Source organism: Oceanobacillus halotolerans, from assembly GCF_010993955.1.
Classification (GTDB): domain Bacteria; phylum Bacillota; class Bacilli; order Bacillales; family Amphibacillaceae; genus Oceanibacillus_A; species Oceanibacillus_A halotolerans.
The window spans coordinates 382,520-400,908 of the sequence record NZ_WIXL01000001.1 but is presented as its reverse complement, the minus strand read 5'-3'; the positions used below and the strand labels follow the sequence as shown (position 1 = coordinate 400,908).

The following is an 18,389-nucleotide window of genomic DNA, read 5'->3' as shown; positions in this document are numbered from 1 at the left end:
CGGTAAAGAAGACACTGTGAAAACGAATAGTTTGAACAGATGTCGCACTTATGCCCCTGGTGAAAGCGAAGTGTATTTCCGTAGCGGTATTCATAGCTAAACTATTGCGTATAATACATCAACTATTCACCAAGATTTATACATGAAAAAGCAAAAGTCTTTTTTAAAAACAACACACTTGTTAAAAAAGCATGTTCCATATGATGGACATGCTCGTTTGTTATTACGCTTCTTTTGTTACTATATCAATGATGTGATGCCATGTATCTAGGTCTAATACATCAGTGGGATTTCCATCTCCAAGTACACCAAAACCAATCATGAGCCCTGCAATTAAAGCGATTCCTGCTAGCAAGAGTACTACTATAATCCGTAACCAAATTGGGAAAATACGTCGCCTTGGCTTCTTTTTTTTTCGTTTTTCCGCTTTTTGTTTTTTCTTTTGTTCTTTCCTGGTTTGAGCCTGTGATTCCTCTTTTTTCGCCTGTACATTCTCATTCTCAGAGGTTTTCACTCTTTTTTGTTTTGTCCGGGTTTCTTTTTGCTCTGCAGTTTGTCCTCTTTCATTGCTTGGCATGGATACGTACTCCCTTACTTTGGCCGATTTCACTTATCTAGGAATACTATAAGAGATCTTTTGGCTTTCGTCAATGGTTAGTTAGCGTAGTTGATTGATTAGTCCTTGCATTTCATCTCCCATAGATATAGACCTTGCATTAAATTGATAAGACCGTTGTGTATTGATAAGATCTGTCATTTGTTTGGAAATATCAACATTTGACGCTTCCAGCGCGCCACTTTTTAAAACTGATTCATTTGCAGCAGTTGGTTGAATAATATCAGCTAAATTATACCCTAATGCAGCTAAATCTGGCATACGGAAATGATTATCCCCTGTTGCTTCTAACACTCTTGGCCGAACGGCTTCGACAGTCGCTAGGTTCCCAACTGTTTCTTCTGCATTACCACGAGAGACAACGATCTCACCATTTGGCTGAATCTTAATCTCATCAAAACCATCTGCAAAGGTAATTGGACCATTATCCCCTAGAACTGGGTGGCCATCTTTTGTCGTCAGCATCACATCTTGGTTCCCATTAATCGGACTTAGGAAAAACGCGCCATCCCTCGTATATCGAGTTTCGGTGACATCATTTTCTGTTACTTGAATTTGATATAATTGATTTTTCCCAAGCAATGCCGTATCTAATGGACGTTCTGTCTCAGTTAAAGCACCCTGTGTTAAATTACTATTAATAGCACCAAGTCTAGCACCAGAACCAACCCTGATTCCGTCTGGTGTTAGCCGCCCTTCTGCATTTTGTGGATCTCGCATATTATTCATTTGTTGAAATAACAGCGAGGAGAATTCTGCCTCACGTGTTTTATAACCAGTTGTTTGGCTATTTGCCATATTGTTACCTATCACATCTAACTTTTGTTGCAACTGATTCATCGTAACCGCTGCCTGTATCATGGAACGTGACATGTCCTTCACTCCTGTAGTCCTATTTACGATTGTTCAAATTTATCCTAGCCTGCCAATTTCGCTAACTGCTTTGCCTAAGCTTTCATCATAAGCCTTCAATACACGCTGGTTCGTTTCAAACATGCGATATGACTCCATCATACTCGTCATTGATTGCAGTGCGTCAACATTCGATTGTTCGAGGAATCCTTGTTGTACGGAAAATGTCGTACCTACTGGTATTGCACCGGCTTCCCCATTGAATAAGCCATTTCCTTCTTTTTCGAAATCATTGGCATTCGCCGTATAAGCTATCCCAAGTGGAATTTGCTGACCAGCTACATCTAATGTGCCATTTTCCATCACCTGAAATTCCATCCCATCTGTTTGAATTGGATTTCCAGCTTGGTCTAATACGTAATAGCCTTGTGTCGTAACAAGGAATCCTTGTCCATCCACCGTGAAATTGCCGTTTCTTGTATAACGTACTTCCCCATCTTCATTTTGTACGGTAAAGAAAAGCGAGCCTGTCTCGTCTGGAAGGGTACCGTTGACTAAAGCGAGGTCTGTTCCAATACCAGTTTCTTTTACGTCACCTTGCCCATGATTAGGGACCATTTCATGGACATATACACCCGTATTCAGTGTCCCAAGCGGATTTTGGGTAGGGAGATTAAGTCCTGTTGTCGTTGGGATATTTCTGTTCCCCATTTCATGTATTAACATTTCAGGAAACGCTCGTAATGTCGCTTGGTCTGATTTATAGCCTGGTGTATTGGCATTTGCTATATTGTTGGATAATGCCTCTTGCTGACGTTGCTGGGAAATCATTCCACTTGCAGCAGTATAAAATCCTCTTAACATTTCTCTCCCCCTATTTTCAGAAAAATTTCGTATTCAATCGTCCTTAGTTTTTTCTTATACTTGGGACATTAAAATTTCAGCCACGTCGAATCCATTTCTTATAATTTCCTAACGTGTAAAAAAATGCTTTTATGGTTTTATCATTGGCCAAAACGGGTATTTGCTAATTATCGATCTTGATTAAATAATTTTCTTTTTTTCCACTTTATCGATATTTTCCAGCATAATGCCTGTTCCTTTTGCAACACAATCCATTGGGTCCTCAGCAAGGAATACGGGAACCTTCAGCTCTTCTGCTAATAACTGATCGATCCCATGAATCAATGCACCACCACCTGTTAAAATAACACCACGGTCAATGATGTCAGCAGATAATTCTGGTGGTGTCCGTTCTAGTACGGTTTTCGCACCTTGCGTAATTAACGATACAGGTTCGCGTAATGCTTGTTCAATTTCGTCGGAATAAACGGTAATCGTCCGTGGTAGTCCACTTACCATATCCCGTCCACGAATATCCAATTGCTCTTTACGAGAATCTGGAAAAACCGTTGCCACATTAATCTTAATATCTTCTGCTGTCCGTTCTCCAATCAGCAATTTATATTTCTTTTTTATGTATTGGAGAATTTCGACATCAAATTTATCGCCAGCCATTTTAATGGATTCAGCTGTCACAATGTCACCCATCGACAATACCGCAACATCTGTAGTTCCACCACCGATATCTACGACCATATTTCCACTTGGCTGATAAATTTCCATACCTGCACCGATTGCAGCAACTTTAGGTTCTTCTTCTAAATACACTTTTTTACCGCCAGATTTTTCTGCTGCTTCTTTGATTGCTTTCTGCTCTACTTTGGTAATATTCGTTGGGCAACAAATTAACATTCTCGGTTTGGATAAAAATCCACGTACATTGATTTTATTTATAAAATGCTTTAACATCGCTTCTGTTATATCAAAATCCGCAATAACACCATCTTTTAAGGGACGAATTGCTTCAATATTTCCTGGTGTCCGTCCAACCATGCGTCGAGCTTCTTCACCGACTTCAAGGACTTTTCCAGTGTTTTTATCAAGTGCCACGACAGATGGTTCGTTTAGCACGATCCCTTTCCCTCTCACATGAATCAACACATTGGCAGTTCCAAGGTCGATTCCGATATCCCTAGAAAACATGTATTAAGATCCTCCCTGCTACAAATACTTACTGAACATATTCCTACTAGTATTTTATTTTACCACAAATTTCAACATTTAACTGCATATATCGTGAATTTTAATGCGAAAACATCACAATGTTAAGTCTTCCTATTTGCAAACACACCTAAAAGCACAGCCTGTATTTTTGGACTGTGCTTTTAGACACCTTTTTTTAGTATGTTTATTGGGTACGTATTGCTTTTTTTCCCTTGGCATCACCTCCTAAAATTAATAGGGAAAGGAGTATTATATGACGCCTATCCACTGAGAATGGATACTATACTGTGGGTAAGGTGATTATCCGATTGGTTTTACTGGGGGATCTTCTGGTGAATTGACTTCGTACTTTTTTTTGGTTGCAGCGCCTCCACGTAGATGACGGATAGCTTTATGGTGTTCTAGGATTTCTTTTACTTCGTTAGCAAGCTCTGGATTTACTACCGGTAACCGTTCTGTTAAGTCTTTATGGACCGTGCTTTTGGAAACACCAAATTCTTTTGCTATCGTACGGACAGTTTTCCTCGTCTCCACGACTTGTTTCCCTATCTTGATCGTCCTTTCTTTGATGTAATCGTGCACACCGTTCGCCTCCCTATGTTGGTTATTTCCGAGGTGTGATTTGAGACAAGGTGATTCACTTTTCGATATAGCTCACTTATCTACAAGAAAGTAATGCTGTGCAGCTAAAAGCGTAGTATGTATGATTTGGATGCCTGTTCATGATTGTTTACATGGTCGTTCATGGATTACAACATCATCTATCAGGTTATAAATAAAAGGAATACTAGAAAACGGGTAACTATCAAAGGAATTTAGAAAAATCTGGAAATATGTAGTCATCGATCGACAAAGTTTACCTAGATGAAAAGCTACACAAGCCCTCACCTCAGACATTATAGATTGCTTGGTTTGATACATTTTATTAGGGAAACGTTGTATTTATGCTTAAAATTATAGGATTTCAGTCGGAGTGCATGTACAAATTTGAGATTAGCCTAGGATACGAGCATTACGGAAGGAGGGATTAATTCGATGAAGAACTTATAAGTGGAAATCCAAGAACAAAAGCTAGAAGTGCCTTGATTACCCCCGATTAGAAAACTAGGCTTTTCGCCAAGTTCTTATGGCGAAAACCTTAGTTACACTTATGCAGTGTGAAAACAACTACTAAAACTAACAAAGAAACATTAAAATTTTAGCAACGTCGAGACCACTTCTTAGCTAAAATTTTATGCTCCTAACGTGTAAATAAGGGAGCACCCTGAGATAGATGCTCCCCGTTATTTCTTAATAAGCGATATCAAGCTGTTTTAATGCATTCATAGGCAATTTACTAAAAAAGAAATCACTCCGCTTTTCAATGAATGTTTTATAGGCATGCATTAAAATATTCCGATCCTGTTTTGCCAAACCTAAGTAATAAATTTTGAATGGCGTATCTAACGGTATTTGATTTAAAATTCGTATTGCTTGATCATGATTTCCTTTGGCAATCTCAAGATGAGCTTGTTCACCTTGATCCTGCGTTGCGATACCATCTGTCTCATTGAACTGTGCAGCCAAGAATGGAATATCTTGTTGTACAATTCTTTTCTCCAATTGGTTATAGTTATGTTGTTTCGATAAGCTTAATGCCTCGTTCATATGATACATCCCCTGCTTAAACGTATCGTATGTATAGGTTAATCCCAAATCAATATGTAGGTTTATTTTGGATCTGACACTCGGAATATTATTTAATGCACGAAAGGCATATTTCCTTGCCATAATTAATTCATTGCGCTTCCAATAATAAATAAATAATACTTGGTAAAGACGAATACGAAAGTAAGAAATAAGAAATGAATCATTAATATTATCAAATAAATACTGCTGTTTTTCTAAAAAGTTTCCGATATCTCCAAACTCTCTTCTCTCACATGCAATATAAATCTTGAAAAATTCTAGTAAACATTTTAGTTCGGGCTCATTCGTCTCGATCCATTCTGCTCGGCGTAATAACTCACTTACTGGTGTCAGCTGTCTTTTACGTTCTAAGAATAATTGATAGACAGCCGCCCATTTACGATTAGAAATACTACTTGAAGCTTTATTCTTATTTACTAACTGTTGTAAGTCTTCCAAATAACTATTAACATATAGAAATTCCATGCCTTTTTTGTTAATTTCATCTGAATCGGATTGGATACAAAATTTACGTGTTAATTCATTTGCCGTTTCTGGATCATGTTCTTGTTTTAATAGTAGAATTACTTGATCAAGTGATAATTCGTTTGGCATTGTTAGGGATATTGCAGAATTAGGCATTAAGTCCGATTTGATATACTTCATTTGTCCCCGTTCCTTTCTACCATATGTATTCCATCTTTATAGAATTATAGCAATCTTTTTTATTAAATAGATTAAATAAATAACTTAACCAATGACTATAATAACATCTTTTCTACTAGAAAAAAAGACGAAATCGTTCGACATTTTCTGCTTAAAATCCCCATAATTGTTCCGATTTTTGATACAAAGGAAAAAAACCCCAGTTAACAAAACTAGGGTTTTCTACCTATTACGCCTTATTCATTCTCAGATGGGTCCATTTCATCATCTGTTGCATCATCATCATTATCTGAGTCTGCATCTTCACCTGATTCCTCATCTTCCTCTTCATCTGGATCTGTTTCTTCTGTAGGATCTTCTTCTTCAACTGGGTCAGATTCTTCTACTCCATCAGTAGGAGCATCTACATCAGAATCTCCTGCTGGTGTCATACTGCTAGATTCACTAGCATCTTCGGAATCTTCTTCAGCTGCTACATCATCCAAAACAGTCACAGACTGGTTAAAGAAGTCTTCTGGATTGTATTCTTTCCCATCTTTACGAAGTTCAAAATGGACGTGGTTTCCGTTATCTTGTCCAAAGATATTTTTTCCAGCTGTACCAATTGCTTCACCTTGTTCTACCTCTTGCCCTTTTTCAACATTGACTTCACCTAGACTTGCATAATAGGTAACAACCTCATTGCCATGATCTAGTGAAACAACATTTCCTAATAGTGGATCTTCTTTTACTTCTGCAACACTTCCACTTAATGATGCAGTTACATCAAATGCTTCCCCATCTGAAGATACAATGTCTACACCTGTACTTTGATAGTAGCGGTTGTTATAAAGGACCAGTGCAGCTTCTTGATCCTCTTGATCTGAGTTGTAATCATAAAATTTAGTTACGATTTCTGCTTGATCTTGATCCTCTACAGGCATTTGAATGATTTCCTGTTGTTCCATCACAGGTTCGGCATCTTCATCGTAAGGATTTGGGGTATAATCATCTGCTGTTTCCCCTAGCTCTTGGCCATCTTCTACCTCAGGTATTTGGTTATCAACGTTTTGATACCAAACAACTCCTGCTAATAGAAGGGCAGCAACCGTTAAGTATACCGCTGGAAAAAACCACTTTTTCTTGATTAGACGTTTCCACTTGTTTTGGGTTACGCCGTTGTTTTCCTCTTTCATTGATCATCACCTCAACAACCATTCTGATCAGAAAAAGGAAAAACTATACATCTTCCATAAAAAAATTATTGATTTTATGTGTTTTTTATCGATTTTAGGGTACATTAAGAAAATTGTCCGCATTTATTGCTGTTAATTCTTGTTTTTCCCAGGGATTTGACTGGTTTTTTAGGACGTGAACAAGGAGATCTGCTAAAAAGAGGGAGGGGAGTACTTATCTGTTACTTTATTGATAGGACTGAGCACCAAATGGGAATTGAGGTTACGCGCAGGTGTGAAAGCCACCATATTAATTCATAATTAACACCCCAGAAGTTAGATGCTACTGGTCTCTAACTTCTGGGGTGCAATAGGCTTCTTATATATAATGTCCTACCTACTAACAAGCATTGGTGCCGTATCGGTTACTTCGCTGATCTCTACACCTTGATAGTAATATTGGACAATTTCTCGATAATCTTTTCCTTCTTTTGCCATCCCATTTGCGCCATATTGGCTCATTCCAATGCCATGGCCAAATCCTTCCGTTTTAAAGATAAGGTGATTATTTTTCTGCTCAATCGTAAAATCGCTGGATTGTAATCCTAAGTCTTCCCGTATATCTCTGCCAGAGAATGTATTTCCTGCAATCGTAAGTTCGTGTACCCTGTCACTTTCTGTTCTTGAGATTTCAACAGATACGTTTTCGCGATCGGGTAAATCAATAGCCAGCAATTGTTCCACCTCTTCTATTGTAAATACTTTTTGATCTAAGAATTTTGGTGAATCTTCATCCCACGGGCTTTCGACACTGCGTAAATAAGGAAGTTCACTTTCCCAATAGTCTTCGGAGTTTTCGGTGTATCCATTACTGGTCGAGAAAAACGCAGGCGTAATGGTTGTATTATCATAGGTTAGAATTTCACCTTTTGTAGCAACGACTGCCTCATTAATTTTATTCATTTTCCAATGATAATCATTTCCCCATTGTTGGCGGAGTTCTGCTTCATCTTTATATACTTGGTGTTTTACTGTATCAGTCACATAGACATCTTCTGTATTTCCTCCTGCTCCTTGATGGATCATATGGTTAATAATATATGTTCTCGCTGCTAATGACTGTGCCTTCAAAGCCTCCAATTCAAACTCTGCAGGCATTTCAGATGCCACAACTCGTGCAACGTAATTTTCTAATGGGATATCCTCTACTTCCTCCGATTCATTGCGCATGACTGCAACGGAAAAGGGGGAATCATCCGCAGTTAAAGCTACTTCGGTCATCTCCTTTTCCACCGTAATATCTTCTTGTTCATCGCCGCTCACGAATGGTGTGACGATTAATGTCGGAATGACTAGAATAATGGTAAGTAAACCTCCTATAGCAAAAACACTCGGAAACTTCAACGGGATCACCTGCTTGAGCATCGTTTGTATCCGCAGTGGTTTACCTTGGCCTACTGGTTTGTTTGGCCCTGTTTTGTCTTTTTGCTTCTTTTGTTGAATTAACATCGTAGCTTTCTGTTTTTTTCCAAATTTTGATTTAGATGGTCGGTTGTATTTAAATTTGCGATGATTCATAGATGACCTCCTTCATTAAAAATTTTATAAATTTACTACGAATATGGAGTGTCAGGTGATTGAAATTTTTTCTAGCATTCCTATTACTATGTCTATACGAAAAGGAAAAACAATAGAACAAAAAAATAAAAAACCTATGTATTGTCCTTTCACAAACAATACATAGGTTTACAGGATTATATTTTATTTTTAACGCTTTTCATAGCATAGGTTGCTATTGATTTATACTGCGACAATAGCGTCTTTGATTACCACTTCGGACAGGCGATTTTTTAGCGGAGACCATTTCTTTTTTATGATTTAATGCCTGATCCTTATAAAAAAATATCATACAAAATGACAGGCAACATGATGACCTTCTTGAACTTCTCTCCATTCTGGTACAACTTCTGCACAGATATCCTTTGCTAATGGACATCTAGTTCGAAAGCGGCAACCACTCGGCGGATCGATAGGACTAGGTAAGTCACCCTCCAGAATAATCCTTTCTCGCTCACTTTCAATTTTAGGATCTGGTATCGGTACTGCAGACATTAATGCCTTTGTATATGGATGTAGTGGATTATCATATAGTTCCTCACTAGAAGCGAGCTCCACCATCTTCCCTAAATACATTACCGCGACACGATCACTAATATATTTTACCATGGACAAATCATGTGCAATAAAAAGATAGGTTAGATCCCTATCTTGTTGTAACTCTTTTAATAGATTGACTACCTGCGCTTGAATAGAAACATCTAGTGCCGCAATTGGCTCATCTGCAATAATGAATTCAGGATTTACTGCAAGCGAGCGTGCGATTCCAATCCGTTGGCGCTGACCTCCACTAAATTCATGTGGGTAGCGTGTGGCATGATTTTTCGATAAGCCAACTAATTGTAATAAATCATATACTACTTCTTTTTGCTCTTCAGTACTTAAATCCTGTCTGTGTATTTTCAATCCTTCACGTATAATTTCAAGTACATTCATACGTGGGTCTAAAGAAGAATATGGATCCTGAAAAATCATCTGCATTTTTTCTTGGTAATATTTTCGATCTTGTTTGGACAAACCATTTTGGAGATTTTTTCCACTATATAGAACCTCCCCATTTGTGGCTTGATATAAATTTAAAATGGTTCTGCCTACAGTTGATTTACCACAGCCAGATTCTCCTACCAATCCTAAGGTTTCTCCTTTATAGATATCGAAGGAAATGTCATCGACGGCTTTTAGTTGTTTTTTTCCTACTTTAAATGCTTTTTCAAGCTGTTTGACCTCAACGAGTTTTTGTTTGGACAACATGATCCCCTCCAGTAAAATCCGGCTGTTTAATACGAGGTGCTCGTTCATCCTGCAACCAACATGATACAGAATGTGTTTCAGATACTTGCTCTTTATCTGGTACATGATCATGACAAACCTTCATCACATACGGGCACCGTGCTGCAAATGGACACCCATCATGAAGATTGGAAACATCAGGTGGAGATCCCTTAATTGGAATGAGTGGTACTGACCGATCCTGATGCATTTTAGGCATCGATTGCAGGAGCCCCCATGTATAAGGGTGCTGCGGATTATAAAAAATTTCCTCTAGTGTCCCTGTTTCTACTATTTCCCCTGCATACATAACCGCGATGCGGCTTGCCATATTTACAACAACACCTAAATCATGTGTAATAATAATGATTGATGTACCAGTCTTTTTTTGTAAATCTTTCATTAAGTCTAAGATTTGTGCCTGTATTGTTACATCTAATGCTGTAGTAGGTTCATCTGCAATTAATACTTTTGGATTACATGCTAAAGCAATTGCGATAACCACACGTTGTCTCATACCACCTGAAAATTCGTGTGGATAGGCATCCATCCGTTCTTTTGCATTTGGAATCCCCACTAATTCTAGCAATTCCTGTGCACGATTATAGGCTTCCTTTTTAGTTAGACTCTGATGCTTTCTAATTCCTTCTACTACTTGTTTTCCTACTTTCATCGTTGGGTTTAACGATGTCATCGGATCCTGAAAAACCATGGAGATTTCTTTTCCGCGGATTTTTTCCATTTCTTTTCGGCTATAGTTTAATAGATTTTCATTCTCATAAGTAATAGATCCTTCATCGATCATCGTTGTTTTTTTCGGTAATAGTTGCATGATACTCTTGGCTGTTACAGACTTTCCGGATCCAGACTCGCCAACTATTGCTAGTGTTTCTCCTCTTTTCAAATCAAAGTCTACACCTCTAACAGCTTTGATGACCCCATTATAGGTTTGAAAAGAAACATCCAGATTGTCCACAGATAATATTGTATCAGTCATGGTTGTCCCCCTTAATTATTTTCTCATTTTTGGATCTAAGGCATCGCGAAGTCCATCACCTAAAACATTAAAGCTAATCATGATTGCACTGATCACAATAGCTGGGAATATAAGTTTATAGGCAAAATACCTCATTTCTTGATACCCATCCTCGATTAACGTTCCTAATGATGCAAGTGGTGGCTGTAAACCGAGACCAATAAAGCTTAAAAATGCTTCAAAGAAAATAGCGGTTGGAATAGTAAACATTAATGTGACAATAATTGGACCTACAACATTCGGAATAAGGTGTTTCCATAATAACTGTTTATTAGATGATCCTAGTGCACGGGATGCAAGTACAAATTCTTGACCCTTTAGTTGTAATATTTGTCCTCGGACAATCCTTGACATATTAACCCAGCCTGTAATAACTAATGCTAATATAATAGACGTAATACCAGGCTCCAGTATGAGGATGAATAATATGATTAGAATTAGATTTGGAATTCCGATTAATATTTCAACAATTCGTTGCATAATGTCATCCACTTTGCCACCATAAAATCCAGAAGCAGCACCATAGATTACACCAATCATAAGATCTAAGAAAGCTGCCACTAATGCAATTAGTAAGGAAATTTGCGTACCTTTCCATACCCTCGTCCATAGGTCACGGCCAAATTCATCTGTACCAGCCCATGCTGGTGCATCCGTAACACCTTGTTGTTCATATATATTAACACCATCCACATTTGTTCCATCTAGACCCATCCATTCTAAGCCAGGGATTAGTGGAGGTAAGTTAGAACGTAGTATATCTTGGTCATCGTAGTGATAGCTATTCATAATAGGACCAGCTATTGCTAGAACTGATATGACAATAATGGTAATTAAGCCCATCACTGCACCTTTGTTTTTAAATAAACGACCAAGTGCTTCCCTCCAAAAACTAGTAGGTGACTCAGAAAGCTCTTCTGCCTTTCCTTCCTCCAGGGGTTCATGAACAAATAAATCATCTGTAATTTCCTTGCGCTGATTAGCCATCATTCTTCCCCCCTGTAATTCTAATTCTCGGGTCTAAAACACCGTATAAAATATCAACCACAAATACGATAAAGATAAATAATGCACTATAGAATAAGGTGATTCCCATAATGACACTATAGTCATTGACTAATATTGATAATGTGAACTGTTCACCTAACCCTGGAACCGCAAATATTTTTTCGACTACTAGTGTCCCAGTCATAATACTTACAGCAAGTGGTCCAAGTACTGTGACAACAGGTATTAATGCATTACGGAGAACATGTTTTAAAATGACAACCACTTCCCCAATACCTTTTGCTCTCGCAGTATTCACATAGTCTTGTCCCAGTACTTCGAGCATTTCTGTCCTTATAAAACGAGCTACCGTAGCAATAACTAAAACAGATAAAGCGATAGATGGCAAAAAGGAATGGCTATAGTCCTTCCATAGTGCTGCTGGTAGCCATTCTAGTCGTACACCTATGTAATATTGCAGTAAAGCTGCAAACACAAAGGAAGGAATCGACATGCCTAAAACGGCGATGAAAACAGAACCATAGTCTAGAAAACTATTATGTTTTAAGGCGGAAATAACGCCTAAAACAACGCCTAGTAATAGACCGATTACAACAGCCTGTCCACCAATCAATGCGGAGGGGCCTATTCGTTCCCCTATCATACTTCCAACTGTTCGCCCTTCATATTGAAAGGAAAGACCAAGATCTCCTTGGAGTAGATTCCCAATGTAGGTTATATATTGTACCGGCACTGGCTTATCAAGACCATATTTTTCTTCCATTAATTCAAGTTGGCGTTCACTTAATTTATCAGGGTTACTAAAAGGGGTACCAGGTAATAGTTGCATTAAGAAAAATGTGATTGTGACGATAATAAATAATGTTACAATCATATATCCTGAGCGTTGTAAAATATAACGGAGCATAATCTCACCTCGCCTTTTTTCCTGTTTGTTGTGTCCGTCTATGTACTATTTATCGCGCCGAACAAGTTACAAGAATAATGGAAAAGAGGATACACCACAGCATCCTCTTTTCCCAAAAATCTAGTTACTCTACATCAGCCCATTTATAATCCCATTCAGGTGCTGCTGGATGATGGACGACATCTTTTACAAATGTACGTGTTAACATGGAATAAGCACCTTGGTATAATGGCGCAATATGCATCTCATCCATTAGAATTTGTTCAGCTTGAAGTAGTAGTTCATAACGTGCTGCTGCATCAGTTTCTACTCTTGCTTGTTGGACAAGCTCATCATATTCCTCGTTTGAAAAATCCATTCGGTTAGCTGGACCATCTGTTACCCACATGTCAATAAATGTCATTGGGTCACTATAGTCAGGTCCCCAAGTGGATATAACCATTTCATAGTCAACGGCTTTTTCTTGTTCTAGACGAGCAGAGAATGGAACAGTGTTAATCTCTACTGTCAATCCATCTAAATTCGTCTCAAGCTGGTTTTTGATATACTCGGCAGCTTTCTGATGGTTCTCATCATCCGAAACCGTTAATGCGACATTAAATCCATCACTTCCGATTTCAGATAAACCTTCTTCCCATAATGCTTGTGCATCTTCAACTGTCCCTTCATTAAATTGTCCATTAATTTCTCGGAAGTCCTCATGATTATCAGGTGAATTAGAGAAGTTTAATGGTACTAATCCATTTAATGGTAGGGAACCATCATTAAGTATGGTATTAGTTAGCCCTTCTTTGTCGATTGCCATATCGATCGCCTTACGTACGTTAGCATTTTGGAATTGCTCCAAGTTATGGTTAAAACGCATAAATACGATATCTGGTAGTTCAATTACTTCAAATTCTTCAGCATCTGTATACTGGTCAACGTAAGAGGAGGATAGTTCAATACGATCCACTTCCTCTGTTTCCCAAAGGTTTACTGCAGTAGATGTTTCTTTGACAACGTTTACATTAATTTGATCAAGATTAACTGCTGAAGCATCCCAATAATCAGGATTTTTCTTATAGGTCCATTCTTGATCATGACTCCATGAATCTAATACAAATGGACCATTGTATAAAACATTTTCAGCTTCTGTTCCATAATCTTCTCCCATTTCTTCAACATAGGATTGATTTTGTGGCAGGAACGTTGGGAATGTTAATAGTTGTTTAAATAAAGCGTTTGCATTTTCGAGTGTTACAACTAATGTCTTATCATCAGTTGCTTCTACTCCTAGTTCATCAGGAGACTTATCCCCATTGATGATGTCTGTAGCGTTTAGCACACTTGCCGTTTCAAACATGACATTGTAGTGTCCTACTTCCTCAAATGTACGCTTCCAAGCAAATTCAAAGTCATGTGCTGTAACAGGATCCCCATTACTCCATTGCGCATCACGGATTGTAAAGGTATGGACAGTACCATCTTCACTTACTTGGTGATCCTCTGCCATTGCTAGCTGAGGGGTATGGTTTTCATCACCACGATATAGTCCTTCTTTGACATTATTTAATACGGTAAATCCTATGCCATCGTGTGCGTGTGATGAATCAAGTGTTGGAATATCAGATTCCTCAACTAAATTAATAACCTTTTCTCCACTAGATTCATCACTTGTACCTTCTTCTTCTGAACTATCGTTTTCTGTTTCAGTTGCTCCATCATCACCATCCTGTTCAGACGATGTTTCGTCACCAAAGTTACATGCTGTAATAAGAAGCAAGAATGATGATAAAAGTAGGAATAATAGTAACTTCTTCAAATAAACTCCCCCTTCTAAATTTTCTGAAATAATCACCTATAGAATACCATAAAATTGTTTATATAGCTAGACTAAATTTTTATAATTCTTTATAATTGATTTATATTTCAAACTAGGTGGTATAACAAATGGTTATATGTACTATGGCCTTTATCGCACTTTTACTAATTATTTCAACAGGATTAACCTATCTATTTGATGGTACATTAACGATGCTTGACTGGATAAATACGCTGTTTTTGTGCTCCATTTTTTTTACAATCATTGGGGCCATTTTATTTATTATCCAAGCAGGTTTCTTTGACAACTTTAGAGCTAACATAAGATATGTTTTTAAAAAAATTAGTAAAACCGAGCAGGTTGTGAATGACATCGAACGGGGCAGTTCCGATAAACCTATCTATAGGGTCAAAATTCCGATATCTTTCCCTGTTTTAATTGCTGGTTTAATACTAGTCATTTTGTCGACTGTTATTTCATTTATGATTGCATAACACTACTGAAAATTTTTCGTTAAACAAACGTTTGTTTAAGACCATTCATCTCTAGGAGACACCTGGTTCAACGATCAACGTTTTCTTCTTAGTAGATAAGTTAGCTGGAGCCCCTAATGGAACCGCAATGTGTGGCAGACAGTGCCCAATTTGAAAGCCCTCTAAAACTGGACAATCCAGTTTGGAAAAATAATCATGAAATACTTCTTCTAATGAAAGGGATAAATCCATTTGGGCTTCGGCCTTTGCAAAATCGCCAACTACTATTCCTGCTGCTTCTTGTAATTTACCCGCTAACCTTAATTGATTTAGCATACTGTCTACACGATATGGTTCTTCATCAATATCTTCTAGTAATAGTAACTTGTCCTTTGTATCGATTTCATAGGGTGTACCTAATGTACTCACCACTAATGATAGATTTCCTCCAACGAGAATTCCTTCTGCATCTCCTTCATTATAAACCGTTAAAGAAGATATCTTTTCCGAATAAATCAATTGAGATGGTTCAAATAATTGGTTGAACATCGATTGTGTCAGTCCATCAAAGTTTTCTTTCGCAATATCAGAGGCCAACATTGGTCCGTGAAACGTAACAAGACCTGTCAGCTGACGGATCGCTGTATGTAAATACGTAATATCACTGTATCCCCAAATGATTTTTGGGTTAGCTTGTATAAGGGAATAATCAATATCAGCTATAATTCGTCCCGCACCATAACCACCACGAGCAAAAATAATCGCTTTAATAGTCGGATCTTGTATCATCGCATGCAAATCCTCTAGTCGTTGTTGATCTGATCCAGCTAAATACCCGTGAACTTTATCAACATGTTTTCCCATTCTTACATGTAACCCTAAATCACGAAAAAAATGGGCGGCACTCTCAACATCTTTTATATTTGGTGGTCCAGAAGGTGCGATTACCCCAACTGTGTCACCCTTTTTTAAACGTTCTGGTCGTATCATGGACATCCTCTTTTCATAGTTTGATCATCCGAATTCAAATAGTTAAAAATCGCTAAGCCAATATCATGAAATAATTCCTTCGATACAAGGTCATTCATCCCTTGGGAAAGAACAGAGGCAATTAATGTTCTATTCCCTACGTAGAAAATACCAACATCATGCCTTACCTTAGTAACATTTCCAGTTTTATGTGCTAGCTCCCATTTCTTTGGTGTACCTATTCGTCCCTTTTCAGATGGCGGTAACTTTCCTGGTAAACTTTCTCGAATTTGTTGCTTCTTCATGATGTTAATCATTTGCTGACAGGCATGCACGGAAATGATTTGACCATTAACTAATTGTTTTAATAGTAATGTCATATCATTAGCTGTGATTATATTGGATCCTTCTTTTTGAACTGGAACTATCATTAACTTGTTATAGAATTTACTATTAAAAGCACCAATTGTATCCAATGTTTGTTGAATTTCCTTTGTTCCTACTAAGTCAATTAACATATTTGTAGCAGTATTATCGCTTTGGATGATCATCAACATCAATAAATCATAAATCGTAAGTGGTGTACCTGGTGTCATATGTTGCAACACACCAGATCCGCCAACCATATCCTCTCGCTTTAGCGATAGCTTATCACTTAACGTAAAAGCTCCATCCTCATATCGTTTAAATACCGTAATCATAATAGGTATTTTAATAATACTAGCGGCATAGAAGGGACGATCTGCCTGTTCTGTAAAAATTTCATTGGTATGAAGGTCTTCTATTGCGATTCCCCATTCACCGCCAGAATCCTCTATAATCGCTTGTATATCCACTTTTAACTGATTCATCATATCCCCCTATGAAAATGTAGTTTGTGATGCTAATTGTGTCATCACTAACATAGCTTGGTAGGCTTCTACTATATCATTTGCTTGAAATGAGACAGTAGTTGTTTCTGGAATAAGGATAGTTCCTGGCATAAGACTTGCTCTTTCTGCTTGGCCGTAGTTATTAAATTCAGCCTTTAATAATGGTTTTTCTGGTGGTGAAAGTGGACTAACTTGATGGCGATTCGCTAATGCTTGCTGTACACTTTCTTGCAAGCGTACACCAGCTTTTTTCGGAGTAATCGTTTTAACGGCTGAGCGAGATATCGTTTCCTTTACTGCTACTGTTGTTACATTTGGTATTAATGCTTCTGCTTCTTTTGTAGCTTGGTCATCACCAGCCACCAATAAAACGGGTACATCATAATAACCTGCAACATATGCATTAAAACCAAGTTCACCAATTTCATGATCATTAATATAAAAATTTCGTACCGTATGATTAATTGCATGTGACATAACGCCAGAATGACCTGCACGTGCATGGTATCCTACAAACATGGCACCATTATAGGTATCATCAAGACCTTGTACCATTGAAAATGGTTTCGCATTTCCTGTAATTAAACTTGCCTCTGGATGCAACTCATCTACTAATATATTGTTCATTTGAGAATGGCTATCATTAACCAACACTTCCCTACATCCATGCTTGAAAGCTGATTCTACAACATAATTTGTTTCATCGGTCATGATTTTTCGTGCCCGTTCATAGTTATGCATATGACGGTCAACGAACGTATAATCTGGCAATCCTGTTATCCCTTCCATATCGACAGAAATATATAGTTTCATTAATAAAACCCCTTTGTATATTTCATAATCTTCTATAATCTTATCATATAATTATAGAGTGGAAAACATTATTAGTTGTTTCTAACAAGCTAAAAGATTGTTGCTTTTTTAGTATTAAATATGTATTGCACATAAGATGTATTATGCGCAATAGTTTTAACATGTTTCCTTACATCCTTTTAGGATGAGTGGTCAACCATCGCAGCGGAAAACACTCGCTTTCACCATGGGCACAAGGGCAATATCTGTTCAAACTCCCACGGTCGTTTTCACAGTGTTTTCTTTCCCTCGGGGAACGCTTCAGCCTTCTCATAGAAAAACGTAAGAGCCTTGGTCACACCCGACAAGCTTAAGCCAAGCCTCAGTGTGGCGGTTTTTGCCACAAAGAGGATTGACTTAAGACCTCGAGGGTGTAGGCGCTGAAGTTAGACATCGCGAGCAAAAAGCGCTCGCTGTGGGGTCTTCAGACTGTTCCTTTTCCCGTAGGAGTCTCGCATTTTCCGCTACTTGGAATTGTTTTACTAACAAGTAATTAGGTTCTGTAGCTAAATTTTCTATTATTCGCTTGAATCAATTACGCATTGTAATTTGTAATGAA

17 protein-coding genes are annotated in these 18,389 nt (G+C 37.8%); 1 reads left to right on the top strand and 16 read right to left on the bottom strand.

Features of this window, described 5'->3' with window-relative positions:
* Positions 1-223: 223 nt before the first annotated feature.
* The 13 genes from GHC26_RS01805 to GHC26_RS01745 form a co-directional block, all read right to left on the bottom strand.
* A complete protein-coding gene (locus GHC26_RS01805) occupies positions 224-577 on the bottom strand; it encodes a DNA-directed RNA polymerase subunit beta (protein ID WP_163969528.1) in 354 nt (117 codons plus the stop codon).
* Positions 578-658: 81 nt separating this feature from the next.
* A complete protein-coding gene (locus GHC26_RS01800) occupies positions 659-1,489 on the bottom strand; it encodes a flagellar hook-basal body protein (protein WP_163969527.1) in 831 nt (276 codons plus the stop codon).
* Positions 1,490-1,528: 39 nt separating this feature from the next.
* Complete coding sequence (locus GHC26_RS01795) at positions 1,529-2,332, bottom strand: flagellar hook-basal body protein (protein ID WP_163969526.1); 804 nt, start codon at positions 2,330-2,332, stop codon at positions 1,529-1,531.
* 180 nt (positions 2,333-2,512) lie between these two features.
* The gene (gene mreB, locus GHC26_RS01790) at positions 2,513-3,514 is read right to left on the bottom strand and encodes a rod shape-determining protein (RefSeq protein WP_163969525.1); all 1,002 of its coding nucleotides are present in this window, start codon (positions 3,512-3,514) and stop codon (positions 2,513-2,515) included.
* Positions 3,515-3,835: 321 nt separating this feature from the next.
* Positions 3,836-4,117: a sporulation transcriptional regulator SpoIIID gene (gene spoIIID / locus GHC26_RS01785; RefSeq protein ID WP_163969524.1), complete on the bottom strand. Its 282-nt coding sequence runs from the start codon at positions 4,115-4,117 to the stop codon at positions 3,836-3,838.
* Between the two features lie 708 nt (positions 4,118-4,825).
* Entirely contained in the window at positions 4,826-5,869 is a 1,044-nt protein-coding gene (locus tag GHC26_RS01780) for an AimR family lysis-lysogeny pheromone receptor (protein ID WP_163969523.1), read from the bottom strand.
* 236 nt (positions 5,870-6,105) lie between these two features.
* Entirely contained in the window at positions 6,106-7,044 is a 939-nt protein-coding gene (locus tag GHC26_RS01775; RefSeq protein WP_163969522.1) for a M23 family metallopeptidase, read from the bottom strand.
* A gap of 372 nt (positions 7,045-7,416) precedes the next feature.
* The gene (spoIID, locus tag GHC26_RS01770) at positions 7,417-8,601 is read right to left on the bottom strand and encodes a stage II sporulation protein D (protein WP_226376819.1); all 1,185 of its coding nucleotides are present in this window, start codon (positions 8,599-8,601) and stop codon (positions 7,417-7,419) included.
* Positions 8,602-8,928: 327 nt separating this feature from the next.
* On the bottom strand, positions 8,929-9,891 hold the full coding sequence (locus tag GHC26_RS01765) for an ABC transporter ATP-binding protein (protein ID WP_163969521.1): 963 nt from the start codon (positions 9,889-9,891) through the stop codon (positions 8,929-8,931).
* Positions 9,866-10,906 (bottom strand): ABC transporter ATP-binding protein, encoded by a 1,041-nt coding sequence (locus tag GHC26_RS01760; RefSeq protein ID WP_163969520.1) that lies wholly within the window; start codon positions 10,904-10,906, stop codon positions 9,866-9,868. Before GHC26_RS01760 ends, GHC26_RS01765 begins: the two co-directional genes overlap by 26 nt.
* Before the next feature lie 15 nt (positions 10,907-10,921).
* Positions 10,922-11,932 (bottom strand): oligopeptide ABC transporter permease, encoded by a 1,011-nt coding sequence (gene opp3C / locus GHC26_RS01755; RefSeq protein WP_226376818.1) that lies wholly within the window; start codon positions 11,930-11,932, stop codon positions 10,922-10,924.
* On the bottom strand, positions 11,925-12,860 hold the full coding sequence (opp3b, locus tag GHC26_RS01750; protein ID WP_163969518.1) for an oligopeptide ABC transporter permease: 936 nt from the start codon (positions 12,858-12,860) through the stop codon (positions 11,925-11,927). Before opp3b ends, opp3C begins: the two co-directional genes overlap by 8 nt.
* 124 nt (positions 12,861-12,984) lie before the next feature.
* Positions 12,985-14,664 (bottom strand): peptide ABC transporter substrate-binding protein, encoded by a 1,680-nt coding sequence (locus GHC26_RS01745; protein ID WP_163969517.1) that lies wholly within the window; start codon positions 14,662-14,664, stop codon positions 12,985-12,987.
* 128 nt (positions 14,665-14,792) lie between these two features.
* Between GHC26_RS01745 and GHC26_RS01740 the strand changes: the two genes are divergently transcribed.
* Positions 14,793-15,158, top strand: coding sequence for a DUF3899 domain-containing protein (locus tag GHC26_RS01740; RefSeq protein ID WP_163969516.1), 366 nt, complete (start codon positions 14,793-14,795; stop codon positions 15,156-15,158).
* 51 nt (positions 15,159-15,209) lie between these two features.
* Here the strand turns inward: GHC26_RS01740 and GHC26_RS01735 are convergent, their stop codons facing one another.
* Genes GHC26_RS01735 through GHC26_RS01725 form a run of 3 tightly spaced genes read right to left on the bottom strand, consistent with a single transcriptional unit; the run spans position 15,210 to position 17,791 of the window.
* Positions 15,210-16,127, bottom strand: coding sequence for a S66 peptidase family protein (locus GHC26_RS01735; RefSeq protein WP_205599186.1), 918 nt, complete (start codon positions 16,125-16,127; stop codon positions 15,210-15,212).
* The gene (locus GHC26_RS01730) at positions 16,124-16,957 is read right to left on the bottom strand and encodes a serine hydrolase (protein WP_226376817.1); all 834 of its coding nucleotides are present in this window, start codon (positions 16,955-16,957) and stop codon (positions 16,124-16,126) included. Before GHC26_RS01730 ends, GHC26_RS01735 begins: the two co-directional genes overlap by 4 nt.
* A 9-nt stretch (positions 16,958-16,966) precedes the next feature.
* Positions 16,967-17,791: a M55 family metallopeptidase gene (locus tag GHC26_RS01725; protein WP_163969513.1), complete on the bottom strand. Its 825-nt coding sequence runs from the start codon at positions 17,789-17,791 to the stop codon at positions 16,967-16,969.
* Positions 17,792-18,389 lie beyond the last annotated feature (598 nt).

Excerpts from the sequence above, each read along its gene's own strand:
- GHC26_RS01805 (WP_163969528.1), bottom strand. The coding sequence starts at position 577 with ATGCCAAGCAATGAAAGAGGACAAACTGCAGAGCAAAAAGAAACCCGG.
- GHC26_RS01800 (WP_163969527.1), bottom strand. The coding sequence starts at position 1,489 with ATGTCACGTTCCATGATACAGGCAGCGGTTACGATGAATCAGTTGCAA.
- GHC26_RS01795 (WP_163969526.1), bottom strand. The coding sequence starts at position 2,332 with ATGTTAAGAGGATTTTATACTGCTGCAAGTGGAATGATTTCCCAGCAA.
- mreB (WP_163969525.1), bottom strand. The coding sequence starts at position 3,514 with ATGTTTTCTAGGGATATCGGAATCGACCTTGGAACTGCCAATGTGTTG.
- GHC26_RS01780 (WP_163969523.1), bottom strand. The coding sequence starts at position 5,869 with ATGAAGTATATCAAATCGGACTTAATGCCTAATTCTGCAATATCCCTA.
- GHC26_RS01775 (WP_163969522.1), bottom strand. The coding sequence starts at position 7,044 with ATGAAAGAGGAAAACAACGGCGTAACCCAAAACAAGTGGAAACGTCTA.
- spoIID (WP_226376819.1), bottom strand. The coding sequence starts at position 8,601 with ATGAATCATCGCAAATTTAAATACAACCGACCATCTAAATCAAAATTT.
- GHC26_RS01765 (WP_163969521.1), bottom strand. The coding sequence starts at position 9,891 with ATGTTGTCCAAACAAAAACTCGTTGAGGTCAAACAGCTTGAAAAAGCA.
- GHC26_RS01760 (WP_163969520.1), bottom strand. The coding sequence starts at position 10,906 with ATGACTGATACAATATTATCTGTGGACAATCTGGATGTTTCTTTTCAA.
- opp3C (WP_226376818.1), bottom strand. The coding sequence starts at position 11,932 with ATGGCTAATCAGCGCAAGGAAATTACAGATGATTTATTTGTTCATGAA.
- opp3b (WP_163969518.1), bottom strand. The coding sequence starts at position 12,860 with ATGCTCCGTTATATTTTACAACGCTCAGGATATATGATTGTAACATTA.
- GHC26_RS01740 (WP_163969516.1), top strand. The coding sequence starts at position 14,793 with ATGGTTATATGTACTATGGCCTTTATCGCACTTTTACTAATTATTTCA.
- GHC26_RS01735 (WP_205599186.1), bottom strand. The coding sequence starts at position 16,127 with ATGATACGACCAGAACGTTTAAAAAAGGGTGACACAGTTGGGGTAATC.
- GHC26_RS01730 (WP_226376817.1), bottom strand. The coding sequence starts at position 16,957 with ATGAATCAGTTAAAAGTGGATATACAAGCGATTATAGAGGATTCTGGC.
- GHC26_RS01725 (WP_163969513.1), bottom strand. The coding sequence starts at position 17,791 with ATGAAACTATATATTTCTGTCGATATGGAAGGGATAACAGGATTGCCA.